General features: G+C 63.2%; 18 protein-coding genes and 2 pseudogenes. 7 read left to right on the top strand and 13 right to left on the bottom strand.

Annotation, left to right across the window (positions count from 1 at the left end):
- Nucleotides 1–570 precede the first annotated feature (570 nt).
- Nucleotides 571–1212 carry a nucleotidyl transferase AbiEii/AbiGii toxin family protein gene (locus AAGW05_RS11270; RefSeq protein ID WP_411804676.1) on the top strand — a complete coding sequence of 214 codons (642 nt, stop codon included), beginning with the start codon at nt 571–573 and terminating at the stop codon, nt 1210–1212.
- Here the strand turns inward: AAGW05_RS11270 and AAGW05_RS11265 are convergent.
- The 4 genes from AAGW05_RS11265 to AAGW05_RS11250 all read right to left on the bottom strand — a co-directional run bounded on the left by AAGW05_RS11265 (nt 1209) and on the right by AAGW05_RS11250 (nt 4401).
- Nucleotides 1209–1598 (bottom strand): hypothetical protein, encoded by a 390-nt coding sequence (locus AAGW05_RS11265; protein ID WP_411804614.1) that lies wholly within the window; start codon nt 1596–1598, stop codon nt 1209–1211. The two genes, AAGW05_RS11270 and AAGW05_RS11265, sit on opposite strands and share 4 nt — an antisense overlap.
- Nucleotides 1599–1652: 54 nt before the next feature.
- Nucleotides 1653–3221: a GMC family oxidoreductase gene (locus AAGW05_RS11260; protein WP_411804613.1), complete on the bottom strand. Its 1569-nt coding sequence runs from the start codon at nt 3219–3221 to the stop codon at nt 1653–1655.
- Nucleotides 3222–3289: 68 nt separating this feature from the next.
- Nucleotides 3290–3946 (bottom strand): gluconate 2-dehydrogenase subunit 3 family protein, encoded by a 657-nt coding sequence (locus tag AAGW05_RS11255; RefSeq protein ID WP_411804612.1) that lies wholly within the window; start codon nt 3944–3946, stop codon nt 3290–3292.
- Complete coding sequence (locus tag AAGW05_RS11250) at nt 3943–4401, bottom strand: hypothetical protein (protein ID WP_411804611.1); 459 nt, start codon at nt 4399–4401, stop codon at nt 3943–3945. Before AAGW05_RS11250 ends, AAGW05_RS11255 begins: the two co-directional genes overlap by 4 nt.
- 75 nt (nt 4402–4476) lie before the next feature.
- Between AAGW05_RS11250 and AAGW05_RS11245 the strand changes: the two genes are divergently transcribed.
- Nucleotides 4477–4992 (top strand): MarR family winged helix-turn-helix transcriptional regulator, encoded by a 516-nt coding sequence (locus AAGW05_RS11245; protein ID WP_411804610.1) that lies wholly within the window; start codon nt 4477–4479, stop codon nt 4990–4992.
- Nucleotides 4993–5005: 13 nt separating this feature from the next.
- Here AAGW05_RS11245 and AAGW05_RS11240 read toward each other — a convergent pair whose 3' ends face one another.
- The 3 genes from AAGW05_RS11240 to AAGW05_RS11230 all read right to left on the bottom strand — a co-directional run bounded on the left by AAGW05_RS11240 (nt 5006) and on the right by AAGW05_RS11230 (nt 8244).
- The gene (locus AAGW05_RS11240) at nt 5006–5395 is read right to left on the bottom strand and encodes a hypothetical protein (RefSeq protein WP_411804609.1); all 390 of its coding nucleotides are present in this window, start codon (nt 5393–5395) and stop codon (nt 5006–5008) included.
- A complete protein-coding gene (locus tag AAGW05_RS11235; protein WP_411804608.1) occupies nt 5392–6414 on the bottom strand; it encodes an SDR family oxidoreductase in 1023 nt (340 codons plus the stop codon). The genes AAGW05_RS11240 and AAGW05_RS11235 overlap by 4 nt, the downstream gene beginning before the upstream one ends.
- 78 nt (nt 6415–6492) lie before the next feature.
- A complete protein-coding gene (locus AAGW05_RS11230) occupies nt 6493–8244 on the bottom strand; it encodes a glycoside hydrolase family 15 protein (RefSeq protein ID WP_411804607.1) in 1752 nt (583 codons plus the stop codon).
- Nucleotides 8245–8523: 279 nt separating this feature from the next.
- Here AAGW05_RS11230 and AAGW05_RS11225 point away from each other — a divergent pair, with 279 nt between their 5' ends.
- From AAGW05_RS11225 to AAGW05_RS11215, 3 genes and pseudogenes are all read left to right on the top strand, one after another.
- Nucleotides 8524–8700 carry an MFS transporter gene (locus tag AAGW05_RS11225; RefSeq protein ID WP_411804675.1) on the top strand — a complete coding sequence of 59 codons (177 nt, stop codon included), beginning with the start codon at nt 8524–8526 and terminating at the stop codon, nt 8698–8700.
- Nucleotides 8652–9367 (top strand): annotated as a pseudogene (locus AAGW05_RS11220) (MFS transporter). The gene AAGW05_RS11225 and the pseudogene AAGW05_RS11220 overlap by 49 nt, the downstream one beginning before the upstream one ends.
- 107 nt (nt 9368–9474) lie before the next feature.
- A complete protein-coding gene (locus AAGW05_RS11215; protein ID WP_411804606.1) occupies nt 9475–9765 on the top strand; it encodes a YrhK family protein in 291 nt (96 codons plus the stop codon).
- 89 nt (nt 9766–9854) lie between these two features.
- Here the strand turns inward: AAGW05_RS11215 and AAGW05_RS11210 are convergent, their stop codons facing one another.
- On the bottom strand, nt 9855–10772 hold the full coding sequence (locus tag AAGW05_RS11210) for an aldose 1-epimerase family protein (protein ID WP_411804605.1): 918 nt from the start codon (nt 10770–10772) through the stop codon (nt 9855–9857).
- Between the two features lie 144 nt (nt 10773–10916).
- Complete coding sequence (locus tag AAGW05_RS11205) at nt 10917–11111, bottom strand: hypothetical protein (RefSeq protein WP_411804604.1); 195 nt, start codon at nt 11109–11111, stop codon at nt 10917–10919.
- 126 nt (nt 11112–11237) lie between these two features.
- On the opposite strand from AAGW05_RS11205, the gene AAGW05_RS11200 reads away from it, so the two are divergent.
- Nucleotides 11238–12554, top strand: coding sequence for a molybdopterin-dependent oxidoreductase (locus AAGW05_RS11200; protein WP_411804603.1), 1317 nt, complete (start codon nt 11238–11240; stop codon nt 12552–12554).
- 411 nt (nt 12555–12965) lie between these two features.
- Here the strand turns inward: AAGW05_RS11200 and AAGW05_RS11195 are convergent, their stop codons facing one another.
- The 4 genes and pseudogenes from AAGW05_RS11195 to AAGW05_RS11180 all read right to left on the bottom strand — a co-directional run bounded on the left by AAGW05_RS11195 (nt 12966) and on the right by AAGW05_RS11180 (nt 14900).
- Entirely contained in the window at nt 12966–13766 is an 801-nt protein-coding gene (locus AAGW05_RS11195) for a thiamine pyrophosphate-dependent enzyme (RefSeq protein WP_411804602.1), read from the bottom strand.
- 209 nt (nt 13767–13975) lie between these two features.
- Nucleotides 13976–14305: pseudogene (locus AAGW05_RS11190) on the bottom strand (thiamine pyrophosphate-requiring protein); the annotation flags it as partial.
- Entirely contained in the window at nt 14302–14517 is a 216-nt protein-coding gene (locus AAGW05_RS11185) for a hypothetical protein (RefSeq protein ID WP_411804601.1), read from the bottom strand. The pseudogene AAGW05_RS11190 and the gene AAGW05_RS11185, both read right to left, overlap by 4 nt.
- Before the next feature lie 62 nt (nt 14518–14579).
- On the bottom strand, nt 14580–14900 hold the full coding sequence (locus tag AAGW05_RS11180; protein WP_411804600.1) for a thiamine pyrophosphate-binding protein: 321 nt from the start codon (nt 14898–14900) through the stop codon (nt 14580–14582).
- A gap of 532 nt (nt 14901–15432) precedes the next feature.
- Between AAGW05_RS11180 and AAGW05_RS11175 the strand changes: the two genes are divergently transcribed.
- Nucleotides 15433–16536: a sodium:calcium antiporter gene (locus tag AAGW05_RS11175; RefSeq protein WP_411804599.1), complete on the top strand. Its 1104-nt coding sequence runs from the start codon at nt 15433–15435 to the stop codon at nt 16534–16536.
- Nucleotides 16537–17171: the final 635 nt, after the last annotated feature.

The following is a 17171-nucleotide window of genomic DNA, read 5'->3' as shown; positions in this document are numbered from 1 at the left end:
GAAGTACCGGGACACCGTGCGTGAAATAGCGCTCGATCATTACGGGTATGTCGCCACAAGGGAAGCCGTCGAGGCAGGCGTTCCCGCCGTGGAGCTCCCCAAAATGGCCGCTGGGGCGGCTTGGAGAACGTCGCTTACGGACTGTACCGCGTGCCCGACATCCCGCCTACCGGTATGACCAGTTCCCTGAGGCCCTGCTGCGCGTTGGTGAAGGCGCTTACCTCCATGGCGAGTCAGTGCTGGCCCTCTTTGGGCTCGCCGATGCCAACCCTCGCCGAATCAAAGTGGCCGTTCCTCGACGCGCGCGGCCGAAGCTGCCCCCATTCGTTGAACTGACACAGGGGAGAGATGGCGTGCGTACGACCTTCTACGAGGGACTTGCTGCGCAACCCGTTGCCGATGCTTTTCTTGAATGTCGTGGGCGTATCGAGACTGGGCGGCTCATGGATGCCACCAAACAGGCGCGGGCGGAAGGGTTGTTGACTACCACCGAATGGCTGAGAGTGAAAAAGGGAATCCGGACATGACGTACACGAACACACCGACAAATGTGCGTTCCCGGGAGCAGTAATCAAGGGTGGCAGCGTTATGGCGCTGCGTTACGGGCAGGGGACGCGGTTTACTCAGGACCTGGACGCCGCATGGAACCAGTCACTGGCCCGATTCCGCAACGACTTCGAGACGGCCTTGGAGGAAGGGTGGGCTGGATTTACCGGCCGATTGGTGGAGAGGACCGCACCCCGATCGCCGGCTGTTCCGACGGCGTACATCATGCAGCCCTTTGACGCGAACCTAGACTATCGATGCAGGCCGTGGTGCACAGTAAAGTTCGAGCTTGGTCATCTCGAGATTGGCGACGCTGACGAGCCCGAGTTTCAACGCTCTGTCGACTTGACGGACCTCTTCACCGACGTCGGTCTCGAAGCGCCGAAGCCGGTGCCGGTATTGCGTGCAGACCATCTGGTCGCTCAGAAGCTGAACGCCAGTTCCGGTGAGGGCAGTGAACGCGCTCACGACCTCGTAGACCTTCAACTCCTGGACAAGGGTGAAGACCTCGAACAAGTCGCCGCGACATGCGTTCGGCTCTTTGGCTACCGGCAGCGACAGGCCTGGCCGCCGGCTGTTGTCGTGGGTGAGAATTGGGACATTCTATACGCAGAAGCAGTAGAAGGCCTCGACCTCTTGCCTACCGTCGAAGAGGCCGTCGCCTAGGACAACGATTTCGTGCAACCCATCGCAGCAGCTGGTCTAACCCACCCGGTACTTTTCGACGTCGGCTTGGCGGAACGCGAGTCCGTTGCCGGGGACCGGGCATCCGGTGCGATAGCCCCGCCGGTGGGTTCCAGAGACCCGTCGAAGAACGTCTGTTCGATTCGCACGTTTGCCCCTCGGTCTTGCCCGATCTTCATTTTCACGCGTGGGATGTACTGGCAGTGGATCCAGCCGGCGAGCTGGTCCTCCAGCTGGCGATGGGAGTAGGCGGTGGAACGGCCGCTTCCATGCTTCCATATATCTGCCTCGTCGCGCACTGCGCCCAGGAGGGGGTACAGGGGTAGGTCAAGGAGGCGTGCCTTCAGGTCCCACAAGGCGCAGTCCACCGCAGAGATGGCGTAGCCCGCCAGCCCGAATCCCAGGCGAACGTGCCGTCTGCTTCAGGCGGCATTGTTGGCACCACTTGCGATCAGCCGTTTTGCGGCGCGCGCCGCGACGGCCATGATGGTCAGGGCCGGGTTGGCGCTTCCCTGGGTGGGCAGCACGCTGCCGTCAGTGATGTAGAGGTTGGGGACGGCGAAGCTGCGGCAATCGGCGTCGACGACGCCGTGCTGTTCATCGGCGGCCATCCGGGCTCCCCCCACCAGGTGGGCAAAGCGCTTGATGGTGATAACTTCGTCGGCGCCTGCGCCTTTCAGGATCTTTTCCATGACTTTCTGCGCGGCGCCCATGAGTTGGCGGTCGTTTTCGCACTGAGAGTAGCGGAAGTGCGCGACCGGCATCGAGTTCCGGTCCTTTTCCTGCGCCAAGGTCACCCGGTTGTCCGCCTGCGGCAGGAATTCACATAGTGCCCCCAGACAGGCCCAGTGCACGTAATCGCTCATGTACTCGCGCAGCTTCGCCCCCCAATGACCCTGCGCCGCAACGTGCTCGGCCCAGGTGATAGGTAGCGGTGACACTGTCTGTATCGAGAAGCCGCGCTTGTACGGTTTGGACGGGTCTGTTTCGTAGAAGTCTTCTGAGCTCACTTCCGGCGGCGGCCCCTTCCACATCCGCACTTCGGAGTCGAACCTGCCGCCCGTCTGCGGCGCTCCCTGCACCATCAGGTACCGCCCCACTTGGTCGAAGTCATTGCACAGCCCATCCGGGAAACGCTTGGAGGTGGAGTTGAGCAGCAACCGCGGGGTCTCGATGGAATAGCCGGCGACGGCGACCACACGGGCGCGCTGGAAGCGCGTGCGGCCGTGGCGGACATAGTGCACGCCCGTAGCCTTGCCTGTCGTATCGTCAACTTCGATCCGGGTCACCATCGAGTCGGCTCGTACTTCTGCGCCGTGGTGCAGGGCGTCCGGGATGTGGGTGATCAGCGGGGAGGCCTTTGCGTTTACTTTGCACCCCTGCAGGCAGAAGCCACGGTAGATGCAGTGCGGCCGGTTGCCGAAGCGGCCGTTGGAAATCGCGACTGGGCCGACCTTCGCCGTGATCCCGCTGGCTAGCGCACCGCGCAGGAAGAGCTCACCGTTCCCGGAGACGGGGTGCGGACTGTGCGGATAGGAGTGTGGATCGCCCCACGGCCAGTGTTCCCCGGCCACCGGAAGTTCCCCTTCGATGTCCTCGTAGTAGGACCTGAGGTCTGCGTATTCGAGGGGCCAGTCGGCGCCCACCCCGTCGGCACTGTAGGTATGGAAGTCGCTGGGATGGAACCGGGGCGTGTAGCCCGCGTAGTGCACCATGGAGCCGCCCACGCCACGGCCCGAGTTGTTGGAGCCCAGGGGTACCGGATCGTCCCCGGAGATTACCCGGGGTTCGGTCCAGTACAGGTGGTGCGAGGCCGCCTCGTCGCTGACCCAGTCGCGCTCCGGGTCCCAGAATGGGCCCGCGTCCAGGGCGACGGCTTTCCAGCCGGCGCGGGCCAAGCGCTGCAGGAGGGTAGAGCCGCCCGCGCCACACCCGATGATAACTATGTCGACCTCGTCTTCGTCCCGGAAGCGGGCCATGTCGGTACGCATGGCATGATTTGTTCCTGGCACGGGGGGCAGAAGCCATGCCGAGGCGTTCCGATCTTTTACTGAGGCCATCAGTGCCGCCGCCCTTTCCCGGATTTCGTCCTGGGGCTGGCCGGGTCCTGTTCGGGGCGGGCGTCGGCCACCTCAAAAGGCTCACGGGCCTCCAGCCCAAGGTTCTTGTATCCGCGGGGATAGGCAGGCCCGGCAAATCCAATCTCATTCCAGCTCATTGGGTGGGAGTAGAAGGCAGTACACGCATACCGGGTCCAGAGGCTCCATACCTGCGATGACTGCCGCCCCCGCCACTGTTCGGCGTCGTGAATGTCCGTCAGGAGGGCTTCCTGATCACCCCAGGACAGCTCGACGAACGGGACGGCGCTCCGTGCCCGGGCCTCAGCGTCCAGGTCCGCGAGAGTACTGCGCCAGGCCTCCGGGTCCGGTTCCATGCCCTCGTAGTGCCAGCCGTCGGTCTGGTCCTCGGCCAAACGTGAGTCGACCAGATTGACCACCGGGACCCGGGGCTCATGGCGCTGGTTCAGCAGTTGATCGAACAACGCCCTCGCTGCGGCCTCCTCCGCAGGGCTGAAAAACCGCAGATCTGCCGGCCGGCCGAGGCGTGCCAGCACGACACCTTGCGTCACCTGGTCCCAGTGGCCGGACTGCGACTGGGCATCGAAGCCAGGAAAGCGGCCACCTCCGTCTTTCGGGTCCAGCGGCAGGGCCGTCACTTTTCCCTCCTCAGCACCGCGGCGAGCAGACCCATGCCGCCCACGAGGGTCACCAAAAGCGGTGCCAGCAGCGGTGGCCCCATTTCCATGTTGTACTTCAGGTTGGAAAATCCGCCGGGCTTCTGCGCAATGCCTCTGGCGTGCAAATACGTTCCCTGCAGACCGTTTGCCACAATCGCAGCGGAAGCCAGGGGGAGCGCCGTTTTGGCCATCCGCTTACTGAACACTCCGGCGATGCCGGCGGCTGCGCCGACCGGGCCGAGGGCAACAGGGAGCCACATCAGTTTGTTGCCGAAGCTTGCCTTGTCATGCTCAAAGTAGATTTCTGCGGCGGTCACGAGGGCGCCGATCGCCGTCAGCCCGGAAAGGGACCGCTCGAAGCGGCCGGTTTCCACGTTGCGGATCATCCGGTCTATCCCGTGAACGGTTTCCGCGGGTGTAACTGGTGCCTTCATGGCGCTCCTTGTCGTCCTGGTGCTGCCGCGACGCAAATATTTCATTTGCGCAACAGATGGATGGATACTCGTGGTGTGGCACATTCAGAAAATGCAGAGCAAGCCGCCGGTGCGCGGACGGTGTCCTTGGGTGGCAGCGAGGTGGATTCGGTGGTCCGGGCGGCCAACGTTCTCCTCCGGGTCGCTGCACAGTCAGTGGCAGAGGTAGAAGACGTAGTGACAACGCCGCAACTGCGGGTGCTGGTGCTCATCGCGAACCGCGGCCCGCAAAACCTCGGTGCTGTGGCTGTCGAACTGGGGGTCCATCCCTCCAACGCCACACGAACGTGCGACAGGCTCGTCCAGGCCGGGCTGATGGGACGCGGAGAGGATCCGCAGGACCGCCGCCTGTCCAGGCTGGTCCTCACCGCCAAAGGCACGAAACTGGTGGAGCAGGTCATGTCACACCGCCGTGAAGCGATAGCAGCGGTCCTGGAACACCTGCCGGCACAGACCCGGAAGTCCCTGGCCGAGGCCATGAACGCGTTCGCGAAAGCCTCCGGGGAAACTGAAACCGAAGACGGTCGCTTCGCCTTGGCCCTCCATCGCTGAAGCAGGCATAGTTTCACCGCCCCTGGCTGTGGCCCGCCGGAGGGAGCGCTGCGGGCTGGCGCGGCCTGATCCGGCTGCCCAAGCCAAATTCCGCACCCGCGAACAGGCCGGCAACCACAGCGTCCAGAGCGGCGGCCCTGCGATGCCGACGATCCGCGACCGCCAAGCCCACCATGCTGGCCGAGTGCAACGAGTCCACCACACCGGAGCCTAGGTGCAGAGCCCAGGAGGCAGGTGCCGCACCAATGACCAGCGCCTGCAGGAGGTGCCTGGCGCCAAGAATGCGGACCACTGCGCGCACGCGCCGGTCCGGCTGGTGTCCAAGCGCCACACGGAAGATCATGTTTGGAAAGGCCAGCTGGCAGAGTCCGTACGCTGCCCGGGTGGCCTCCATCACCCTCACCGCCCCGTCCTTCCGAGCAGCGAACCGCCGAAAGCCAACAGACCCAGCGCGGTGGCACCGGCAGCCGCAAGGACGGCGCCGTGGTGGTGGGAGGCCCACAGTTGAGGGCTCCGCGCAGCCGAACGGGCATCAAACGCGCCGTGGGTGCCGAAATCCCGGTCCTCGTCGGCTGGTTCCCAGAGGTTGACGGGCTGTTCCGGGTCGCGCGGCTGGGGCCTTTGCTGGGATGCGAACCCTGTCCGGGCCAGATACCTGTCCAGCAGCCCCGGGGCCACGGCGTTCGCCACCAGGGTGGCAGCGGTACTGGCCCCTACCCAGTACTCCCGGCGTTGCGGATGGGCGGCGGCAAAGAGCACGCCGCGTGCCGCGACTTCCGGCTGGTAAATCGGCGGAACCGGCTGGGCCTTGTTCGGCAGCCGAGAAAGCACCCAGCTGAACTGTGGCGTGTTGACCGCGGGCATTTGCACCATTGTCGTTTTGATCGGACTCCCGTCGTGGAGCAATTCGCAGCGGAGTGATTCGTTGAAGCCCTGGATGGCGTGCTTGGCACCGCAGTAGGCGGACTGGAGCGGGATGCCCCGGTAGGCCAGGGCCGAGCCGACCTGGACGATGGTGCCACGGTTGTGTTTCTTCATGCGGTCCAGCGCGATCATTGTTCCGTAGACGTATCCCAGGTAGCTGACGTCGGTGACGCGTTTGTACTCCTCCGGTTTAATCTCGGCGAAGGGGGCGAACACGGACGTGAAGGCAACGTTGACCCAGACGTCAATGGGTCCCAGCTCCTGCTCAATGCGGCTGGCTGCCGCGTCGAGGGCGTCGTGGTCGGATGTGTCCACAGCGATGGTCAGGGCCCGGCCGCCGGAAGCTTCAACTTCCTTCGCCGCTCCTGCCAGTCCTGCTTCGCCGCGGGCCAGCAGGGCGACCGCGGCCCCCTGCCGGCCGAAGGCAATGGCGGTCGCCCGCCCGATACCGCCGCTGGCTCCCGTGACGACGATTATCTTGTCTTTGAAGGTGTTCATGCGTGCTCCTCGTCCTGGTCCGTGCAGTTGGCCCGGAAGTTGGTTGGATGGTGCGCACTGCCGGGAGTTCAGGCCGCCCTATGGCGGCGGATCTGCGAGCCGTCGGGAAGTTTCCAGCAGGGCTGCGTGCACGAAGGCCTGGGGGAAATTGCCCCGGAGTTGGCGTTGATTAATGTCGTACTCCTCCGTAAAGAGTCCGGGTGAGCCGCAGGCCGCACGGTTTCTTTCGAACCAGCGCGCCGCTTCGGTGGTCTCCCCGCTTTGGTGCAGGGCCATGGCCATATCGAAGCCGCACAGCAGGAAGGCGCCCTCGGACTCGTCCAAGGGCCGTCCGTCCTGGCGGAAGCGGTACAGGTACCCGTCCCGGGCCAGGTCATCGCGGACCGCCCTGAGGGTTGCGACGGACCGGGGGTCCTCGGGCGGAAGGGCTCCGCGGATTACCGGGAGCAGCAGGGACGCGTCGACGCGCTCGTCGTCCGGTGCCCGCTGCCACCGCCCGCTGGGATGCAGGCAGTCGCTGGCCACGTCGGAAATCAGGGCGTCTGCCTGCGAGGTCCACTTGGCGCCCTGGGCTGCAGGGGCATTGCGGCCGATGGCCCGCAAACCGGCGGCGCAGATGAGGCGCGAGTGGGCCCACCTCCTGTTCTCCAGTTCCCACATGCCCGCGTCAGGTTCCTGCCACCGCGCCATGATGGCATCCGCGCAGATCTCAGCGGCCCTCCAGTGCTCCAGGCTCAGCCGATCATTCTCCGCAGCGGCTGCGAACAGCAACAGCGACTCCCCGAACGCGTCCAGCTGGAACTGGTCATTGACCCAGTTGCCGGCCTTGCCGGACCCGCCGGGGTAACCGGGCAGCCCAACATCCCGTTCGTCCGGGACGCGGCCGCCCTCGGTGGTGTAGGCGGGCTTCATTTCGGGCCCGTCCGTGAGCAGCCTGGCCGCCACAAAACTGACCGCGTCGTCCAGCAGCGGAAACGTCTTGCAGGCCGCCACCGACTGGCCGACAAAGCACTGATCCCGGATCCACGCGTAGCGGTAATCGTAATTTCTTTTCTGCCCGGCCCGTTCGGGCATGCCCATGGTCGAAGCGGCGACCATGGCTCCTCCCTCCCCGGTCATTCCGCGAAGAACGGCGTAGGACTGCCGGCAGTCATCCGCGGATACTGTGTTGTCGAAGCGGGGAACTGCCGAGTGCCACGCATTTTCTGTCGCGCTCCACGCAGGAACGGCCTGCACCGGCTCAGCGGGCAGTTCGCGGTTGGAGATTTCCAAAACCAGATCGTGGTGTTCGCCTTGGGCAAGTTCGAGCACCGCTTCGAGTCCGCCCGCTCCCGCCTTTGCCCACGCCGCGCCGCCGAGGCGGATTCTGAGGTCTCCGGACCTCGCGGTCCACAGACCGTCGTCACAGGAAAGCTTGGCCATCTTGTGCTTGCCGAAGTTCGCTCGGGCGTCCAGCGTCACCCGCACACTTGCCGGGCCCCGCACAGCACGGATCCGGCGCAGCAGCACGGCACGCGTAGGATCTCCGGGGTAAGCCAGCGCTTCCCGGCATTCAATAATTCCTGAGCCGGTTACCCACCGGCTCACCCAGATCAGCGTTCCGTCATCGTACTGTCCGCCCCAGACGTTGTGCGGGTCGGTAGGCGTCACCGCATACGTTCCGGGACCACCTAACAGTGCCGAGAACACCGCATCGTCGTGCCACTGCGGTGCACACATCCACACCACGTCCCCGCCGGGGCCGATAAGAGCCGCGCGGGCGCCGTCGGCCACCATCGCGTACTCACGTAAAACGTGAGGGGGGAAATCCAGGCGGGAACTACTGTCCATGCTACGTAGTGTAGGTGCAACAGTTGCGAGTTCGCAATGGAATCCCTGAGAATGGCCAAGTGCCGGCGGTGCTTGGACTGCGACGGGAGCCGGCGTCGGTCGAAGTGCTGGTCCTTGCTCGCTCTGCGAGACCGGCTCGCTGCTGTTTGGTCCGCAACCAGGCCCTGACAACGCGGAAAGCCTTTCCATTGCGTGTACGCAATGCAATCTTGTGAGCAATCAAGTCCCGTGGGCCAGGCGGTCATGCGCAGCCAGTCGGAAGGGAGGAACCGGATGTAGCTGGCCGACAAGGTCAGCCGGAAGCGGACCAAAGTCATTTCCCGGTCGGTCTATGTCCTCCGGGCACTGGGCTGCGCCCTACCGATCAGCGTGCCCATGCTGATCGGCTTCAGGTTCCTGCTGGGCGTATCCATGGGAACGGCCACTTTTGTGGCGCCGCTGTCCATTTCAAAATAAACCCGCTCAGCGTCCGAGGCCACTTGGTTTCCTTCAATCAGTTGGAGGTCATCGCTGGAAACCTGCTCGCCAACATGGTGAACCTCCTGTTCCAGGGCTTCAACACCTGGCGCTGGGTGTTCGGCTTCGGCGTCGTTCCCGGCAGGGTATTGGCCGTCTTCAAGCAGTTAGCCGGCATCAACACAGTTATCTCCTATGCCCCGACCATCCTCTCTGACCCCGGTCCGACCAAGAGTGCCTCCATCAGGCAGACCTTGTGCGTCGGGCTGACGCTGAGCCTGGTACTGCTGGCCGTTGACTTCACCTTCGGTACGCTCCAACAGCACGCCAGCTACCTCGCGCTGGTGGGTCTGCTGCTCTACATTGGTTCTCTTGACATTGGGCTGGGTCCCGAGTTCTGGCGGATGGTCTCCGAAATCCACCCCACCGGCATCTGCAGCAAGGCCATGTCCGCGGCTACGGCGGTAAACTGGACGCCAACTTCCTGATCGCCGCGACGTTCCGGAGTCTGGTCCTGCTGATCACCGGGCAGGGAACGTTTTACCTGTATGCCGCGCTCGGTGTCCTGGCGTTCCTGTTTTTCCTGAAGAAGGTGCCTGAAACGAAGGACCGTTCGCAGGAGGCCATCCCGTCGGACCGGATTTCGAAAGATTCCTCGACGGGTTAGCGCCTGGCCCCGGTGCCGGCTGCCTTCTCTGGCTTCGCTCCGTTCAAGGACCGGACCAGCCCTGAACGACCAACAACCAAAGTCGGAACCACTAACAGCATTGGAGAATGGAATGCGCTTGTTCGACCCTTCATGCAGCCAGAAATACCCCCGCCCTCGCAAAGTTGCATGCCACCATTGAACTCATCTGCACCGTTGTAGATTTCGCTGCCGCCAGCCTCTTCATTGCCGGCAACATCCTGTTCCTCACCCCATCGGCCATGACGCCGGCGCTGTGGTGCTTCCTGATCGGATCCGTCTGTTTCGCCTTTAAACCGACGCTGCGGCTCATCCGGCATTGTCGCTACCTCAAGCTTGACAAGATCGACGCACCGACCCGGGCCGAACGCCACGGATGACCGGATTCGCGCATCTGTGGTCGACCACCCCTTTTCGTTGATCCGCTCGTACTGGTCGACGGGCAAAACTACGGCCCGGGAGGCGGTTCTCAGACCAGCCGGGCGCCCCATGACGCAGCCGTGGACTGGCCCGGTTCGAGCCGGATGACTCCTCGGCCGGTCGCGAATGCGTTCGGCGGGCAGGTCATAGGTTCGGTTCCGAGTCCTTTCCGGCGCCGCGGCCCCGCGAGCGTGTCGGCCGTGTACAACTCGATCAACGTGTACCCGCCGTCCACCCACAATTGGGACGTCCGCCCGTCGCGCCCTGTCAGGTGCACCCAGGCCAGGCCGTCGCCGTCGCGGAGCAGATCGGTAAATGCGTAGTCAATTTTCAGGTCGCCGACCTTTCGCGGTTCCCGAAAGTCGAACACCGTACCGGCCACAGCTTCGCTGCCCGTGGGCAACTGACGTTCCTCATCGGTGGTTATCCGGCTTGCAGCATCAAGCCGCAGCGTGCAACCGTCGACCGTGCCATGCCCCCCGGGCGCAAGGTAAGGATGCTGGCCGCAACCGTACGGCAACGCGTGCTCACCGGAATTTGTCGCCGTGGTGGTTACGCGGAGGCCACCGGCACCGAGCGCGTATTCCACCTGCACGTCCAGCCGAAACGGGTAACCCATCAGCGGGAACAGTCTTACGCCCATCACGACCCGGTCCGATTCGTGGTCGACCATCTGCCACGGGCGCCAGTGTAGGAACCCGTGGATCGCATTATGTTTGGCAGGCTCGGTAAGGGCGACTTGGTAATCGGTTCCGTCGAAGCCGTATCGCCCGTCAGCCAGACGGTTCGGCCACGGGATAAGGGGCGCCCCATGGGCCCCGTCGCACATGGCATCCCGGTCGTACGGTTGGAGGACGTCCCTGCCCGCGTCTGTGTACGAACGGATGCCACCTCCAACCTCAACAATCGTTGCGCTCTGCCGCTTGTAGTTGATCTCGAATTGGTCACCGGAAGGCGGAATGGTCATGGGGTCAGTGTGCACCGGGATACCTCAGAACTGCAACCCGAACCACGTGGTGGGAATGGGCCTGGGATGCTCACCGGGATGAAGGCGTTCGAACCATGCCGAGGGCCGAAAGCGTCGCGCTGCGGGTGCCTACGGCGCCGGCCGTCACAACACAGGGGGAGCCCAATCAGCTGCCGGGTGCGGATCGCCCACGGCCGCGTACTTTGCGAAGCAGCGTGCCCACCAGTAGAGCCCTGCAAGTGGTGGCCGCAATACCCACGGCACGTCCCAGCCGCTCATGAGGGCGATGCGCAGGCGTGCGAGTTCCTGTTGGGCTGCGTCCGCCCCCTGATCGACCATAGCCACAGTCTGCGCCGTGCTTTGTCTTTTCACCAGCAGAGCGCGTAGTGGACGGACGGATCCACAGACTGAGCCGTGGCAGCCGGGTTGCTCAATCGGGATCGTCCGAGTATTCGAGGAGAGCGGATGCCTGATTTCTTTCCGTTTTGGGTAGTGACGACCCACTTCCTGAACCTTGACTTGATGCTGATGCTTTTCCGGTCCGGCATCGAAGTACTGGCAGCCTTCCCAAAGCTGTACTGGCACGATGACTGCCCTCCGGGCCGTCAGTGGGTGCGGTTCTCGAAGAAGAATTTCGGTGCCGACTCGCGAATACCGTGGTCTTCTCTGGATGAGGAGGAGTCCTGGTCGCCGGTAATTGCCCTGCCGGGCAGGAAGAATCTGGGCCTAGGACGGCATTGGCATTTTATGACCATCCAGTTCTGGATCCTCACCGGCGCCGTGTATATCGTCACGATGTTCGCCACCGGCTACTTGCAGTACATCGTGCCCACCCACTGGTCGATTATCCTCGACTCAACCAACGCGATCGGAACCGATCTGCAGTTCCAGTTTCCGGCCAAGATCCCCGGCCAACCATTCGAACCCGCCCAAAAACTTGCCTACTTCGTGGTAATTTTCCTGCTGGCACCGCTACAGATTCTGACCGGTGCGGCCATGTCCCCATCCGTCCTTGGCCGCTTCACCCGCTACGGAAAGCTGTTCGGCGGCAAGCAGGGAGCACGCAGCCTGCACTTCTTGATCATGTGCGCCTTCGCCGAGTTTCTCATGGTCCACGTGGTAATCACCTGGTTCTCGCTGCGTTACCGCCGCCGCACCCAGCGTCTTCCGGGCCGGATGGTGGACCCGTTCGAACGGGCTATCTCCCGCATATTAATTTCCCGCCAGAGTTTCACCCGCAAGGACATTTCTCCTTACTTCCGTTTCAACGGTTACCCGCCCCCCAGCGAGGCACACCGGCAGATGGCAGCAGATGATTTCCGTAGCTACCAGCTCACCGTCGGCGGCCTGGTCTCAGAACCCATGAGGTTCTCGCTGACGGAACTGCGGGAACTGGGCGAGCAACGGCAGATCACCAAACACAGCATCCAAGGCTGGACCGCGATCGCCAAATGGGCAGGGATTCCACTGGCCGACGTGATGCAACGGGTCAAACCCCACCCGGATACCAAACACGTGGTTTTCTACGGTATGGACGACAAAGGCCTGACTGAGGGCGAAAGCCGTGACGGCTTCTTCTACGGTTCCATCCCGATCCATGTGGCGGGACACCGACAGACCCTTCTGGCACTGGAGATGAATGGCGCGCCGCTGCCCATCGAACATGGCGCCCCGATTAGGCTCCGGCTCGAAACCCAGCTCGGTTCCAAAAGGGTCAAATGGATCCAGGGCATCGAATTCGTGACCGACGACGAGGACCAAGGGATGGGCATGGGCGGTTAGCGTGAAGACCAGCAGTTCTACTCGAGCGGCGCTGGAATCTGAGAGGGACCAGAGCCAAACCGCGCCAAATGCTCGATTTTGATGCTGACAAGACCAGCAACGAAACACTTCCCCATTCTCTGGCCCGAACGCCTTTACCGGCCCGATTTCAGGCGCGCCCCGGTAAAACGGGCAGGGGAATCGTCGGTATTCGCTGGGATCGGTAAAGACTTGCGACAACGGCTGCTGCAGAGGCTAACGTCTCCCGCCCAGGCGGCAGGAAAGCACACAGCTGTGCAGGCTTCGACTGCTGGAAAGCGGCCAGCGGCACCGGCACTCCTCTGGGGTGGCGGCGGCCGGCAACGCGTCTGCTGCGGGCCGCTTGGATCGTATCCCATTAGCAGAGCCGCGGTCACCTGTTGCCCGCTCACGTTACGGCCCGCGGAGACATCCCCCTATGTTATGGATGAGTTCGTTGCGCCATTGTCTTTTTTGATCCCAAGTGAGAGTACAGTCCACGTCCGGCGCCGTCCTTGGGGGTTCTGTCTCGTCGTGATCCTGGACAATGTGAAGTTTTCCTTTGGCGCGTTCATTTCCTTCGGAGGCGAACCCCTTGGCGGAGCCGCGCATGACCTCTAACGCGTCGGGGTCCTTCTTGAAAAGCGCTTCTGCTGTGTGCTTGAGGAACTCCATGGTGATGTGCGGAGGAAGGGGCGGGACGTTCTTGGTTGTGTACGCGTCGATGATGGTGACACCCTGGTGTGCGAAGGCCGCGTCCCAGGCACGGGCGACCTCACTGTCGGGTTTGACCCGAAGGCCGGTGAAGCCGAGCAGTTCGGCCCACCCGGCATAGGCAACCGACTGGACGTCCTGGGAGGTGGACCACACGGGATTGGCGTCCTCGGTCCGCATCTCCCATGACACCAGTGTCAAATCGTTGTTGTGCAGTACCAGGATGATCAGCTGCGGTTTCTCCCAGTCGTGTATATATTTCTTCATCGTGATCAGTTCGTTCATGCCGAGCATCTGGAAGGCGCCGTCGCCAATGGTGCAGATCACAGAGCGTTCCGGATAGGCGAACGTCGCCGCGGTGGCGTAGGGCATCGCGGCGAGCATGCTGGCAAGGCGTCCGGAAAGATCACCGAGCATGCCGCGGAGGAGCCGGATGTGCTGGCCGTACCAGTCTGCCGAGGATCCGGCGTCGGCGGTGACGATGGCCTGCGGGGCAGGCACCTGTTCAATTCGTGGTAGACGCGTCGCGGGTTGACGCCGTCCTTGTAGGTCAGCATCGCCTGGGCTTCCATCTCGTTTTCCCGCTCCACCATTTCCTCAGCGACGGTGTTCTGCCAGGAAAGGTCGGTTTTCGCCTCCAGGTGCGGGATGAGCGCAGTGAGGGTTGCCCTCACGTCACCCCACAGGTTGAGTTCGGTGGGGTAGCACAATCCCATTTGCTCGGGCTTGAGGTCGACGTGGATCGCGCGTGCCTGTCCGCTCTCAGACAGGAATTGGCTGTAAGGGTAGTTGGTGCCAAGGAATACGAGGGTGTCGCATCCGCTCATTTGGTGGGCACTGGGCAGGGAGCCGAGGAGACCGAGGTGCTGCGAGTGGTGCGGCACCTCGGAGGGGATCACTAGTTTGGCGCGCAAGGCCGTGATCAGGCCGGCACCGCAGAGTTCGGCGGCCCTGAGGACCTTCTCGGTGGCCCCGTTTGCGCCATGGCCGACAATGAACGTGACCTTACTGCCAGCATTGAGGATGCCGGCGGCCTTCACGATCGCGCTTTCACGGGGACGATTGCGATGGACGGGGCGGCAGAACTGGAGCGTGATACCCAGTTCTGCGGAGTGAGTTCGGGCATCTTCATTCCCTGCACGTCGTGGGGGATGACGATCACGGACGGTCCCAGCCGCACCCGAGCGGTGGGGAAGGCGGCGTCAACGACCGCCTTGGCCTGCTCGGGTGAGAGTATCGTCTGGACGTACACGGCGACATCCGACAGGGTGCGTTTGAGGTTGCTCTCCTGCTGCGTAAACGCGCCCAGCGAGTTCAGCCCCTGCTGGCCCACGTTCGCGGCACACGGCTGGTTTCCATCTGGGCGTCATAGAGGTCGTTGACCATGTGGAAGGAGCCCGGGCTGGAGGTTACTGCGCAGACGCCAACTTCACCGGTGAACTTGGCGTGGGCGGTTGCCATCAGCGAGCAGATTTTCTCATGAGGTGGGCGCGCATACTTCAGGTCGGCTTCATCGCGCTGGGCATTCTCCAGGGCACCAGGGCATTCGCCGATCCCGTCGCCGGGAAAAGCGAAGATCCGGCCGACTCCCCATTCACTGACGCGTTGGACCACAAAATCGCTAACAGTTGCCATGGTTCTTCCTCCTTTTCTATGTGTTGGGGTCGATCGGCGGCCTAGGGCGCTGGCCGTCATGGTCATCGTGAGCAGTTGGCGGCCTACCTGAGGACCGCCGGCGCACCGTGGCAATTGTTAAGCTGCCAGCCCGGACTGCCGCAGCGGCGACGATAAAGCCGGTGAGAGCAGACGCGGCGCACAATATCCAGAGCAGGCCGACGACGCCGCTTTTCTGCCGTACGACGCGGGGTCCCGCCGTGGCCGCGACACTGGCCCGAATCAAGGCGGTACCGCGCTGGCGACGGCGATTGTCCAGCACAGCCACTGGATGACGGCCGTTAAACCTTGTTCCGTGGCCTTCCTTTCCAAAGGGGCATATGCGGCACGCTGCTGCAGGAGAATTTCCTTGTGTTTACGCTATTATTGCGTAAGCGCAATAGAAATAAATTCACGTCGCCCCCTTGCCGTGGCACTCGGGGGACGTCTGCTGTGCGACGCCGCTCCGAAGCTGGGCCGGGGATACCATTGCGTCCGCGCAAATGAATGCTCCGTGAGTGGGCCAGCGGGCCCGGATTGGATCGTGGTAGTGATGGGGTCTTTGCCTCTGTGGCTTCTGATCTTTATTTTCGTCAGCGCCTCGGTCGTGATCTGGTTCGCAGGCATCCAGCTCTCCAGGAAGACTAACATTCTGGACAAACGCTTCCATCTCGGCTCAGCTTTGGGCGGATTGATCCTCCTGGCCATAGCGACGAATCTTCCCGAACTTGCCATTACCGTCAGCGCCGCCATCTCCGGGGACCTGGAAGTGGCTGTGGGCAATATCCTCGGCGGCATTGCCCTGCAGACAGTCGTTTTGGTGGTACTGGACGTCTTCGGCGTTAAGGGAAAGCATCCCCTGACCTATAAGGCTGCGTCCCTGACGCTCGTCATCGAGGCCGTGACTGTCGTCGCTGTGCTCGCCGTGGTCATCGCCGGAAGCCAGATGCCGTCAGGCGTGGTGTTCGCGCGCCTGACGCCGGGTGCGGTCCTGATCGCAGTCGTATGGGTTGTGGGTTTGTTACTTGTCCAGCGCGCGCAGAAACACCTTCCCTGGCAGGAGGAGGGCGAGGCCCCGGAAAGCCAGTCCGAACCCAGGGGCCACAGCAAGGCAAAAAGTCAGGACGATTCTACGAAAACAAAGGGCACCGGCGCTTCTGTTGCTGTTTTTGCTGTCGCCGCCGTCGCCACCCTGATCGCCGGCGTCGTGCTTGAACAAAGTGGCAGTGCAGCAGCGGACCAGCTCGGTCTCTCCGGTGTGCTCTTCGGGGCGACTGTGCTGGCCCTGGCAACGTCCCTGCCGGAAATTTCCACCGGCCTCGCCTCGGTAAGCCAGGGCGATTACAAGCTGGCCGTCAGCGACATTTTTGGCGGAAACGCCTTCCTTCCAGTTCTTTTCCTTCTGGCCGTTCTCATCTCCGGCAAGGCGGTCCTGCCACAGGCCCAGGCAACCGACATCTATCTCACGGCACTGGCGATCCTGCTCACCGTCGTGTACCTGCTGGGTCTCCTCTTCCGGCCTCAACGACGCATAGCGAGGATGGGGGCCGACTCCCTCGTTGTCCTGGTGCTCTATGCGCTCGGCGTCGCCGGGCTCTTCGTCGTCGCAGGAGGATGAGGCTGGTAGTGCTGTTGCACCGGCTACGAGGCCCCGTTGGCGCCAAGGGCAAGCCACCTGCCCCGGTGCCGGTGAGGACATCGTGGTGGTCAGATGCGCCACCGCGGCCGTCACATGAACGGCCTGCCTTTCGGCCCCAACGGCGAGACAAACGCGACGGGGGTAGCGTGTGGCGTTAGCAGCCAGGCCCTTGCCACGCCCTGCGTGCGGGACGCGGGGAACCACAATGAAAGGAAGCCCATGAACACTGACCCAAGCAAGTCCGGCGCCGTCAATGCTGAGCCACTCAAAGGGGACCCTACCGGGCAGGACCCCACCGCTAAGGACCCTGCTGCCTAGGCGAAGCTGCAACTCCAACTTGCCATTTTCGAGGCCAGCAAGGACTCCGAAGGCAAAAGCCTCGCCGAGATCCTGGAGAGGCTGCGGTCCGCTTTCGCCGCCCGCGACGTTGCGGAACCGCCAGCCACTTGGCTGGAGTCCGTCGCCTGTTCAGCGTTCTAAGGTGAGTCCTACCTAATTGATTTCCTCACTGCGGTCGCAGCAGACTCCGCCGTACCCGCTCCCACTCAAGAAGTCCGGAACCGCCTCGCGGGCCGCCGCGAGCTTCGGGCGGAAAAGCTTGCGCCCGGCCATCC

Origin of the sequence: Arthrobacter sp. LAPM80, from assembly GCF_046736435.1 — a bacterium.
GTDB lineage: Bacteria > Actinomycetota > Actinomycetes > Actinomycetales > Micrococcaceae > Specibacter.
Note: the sequence above shows the minus strand (reverse complement) of the source record. Positions and strands in the feature narration are given on the sequence as shown.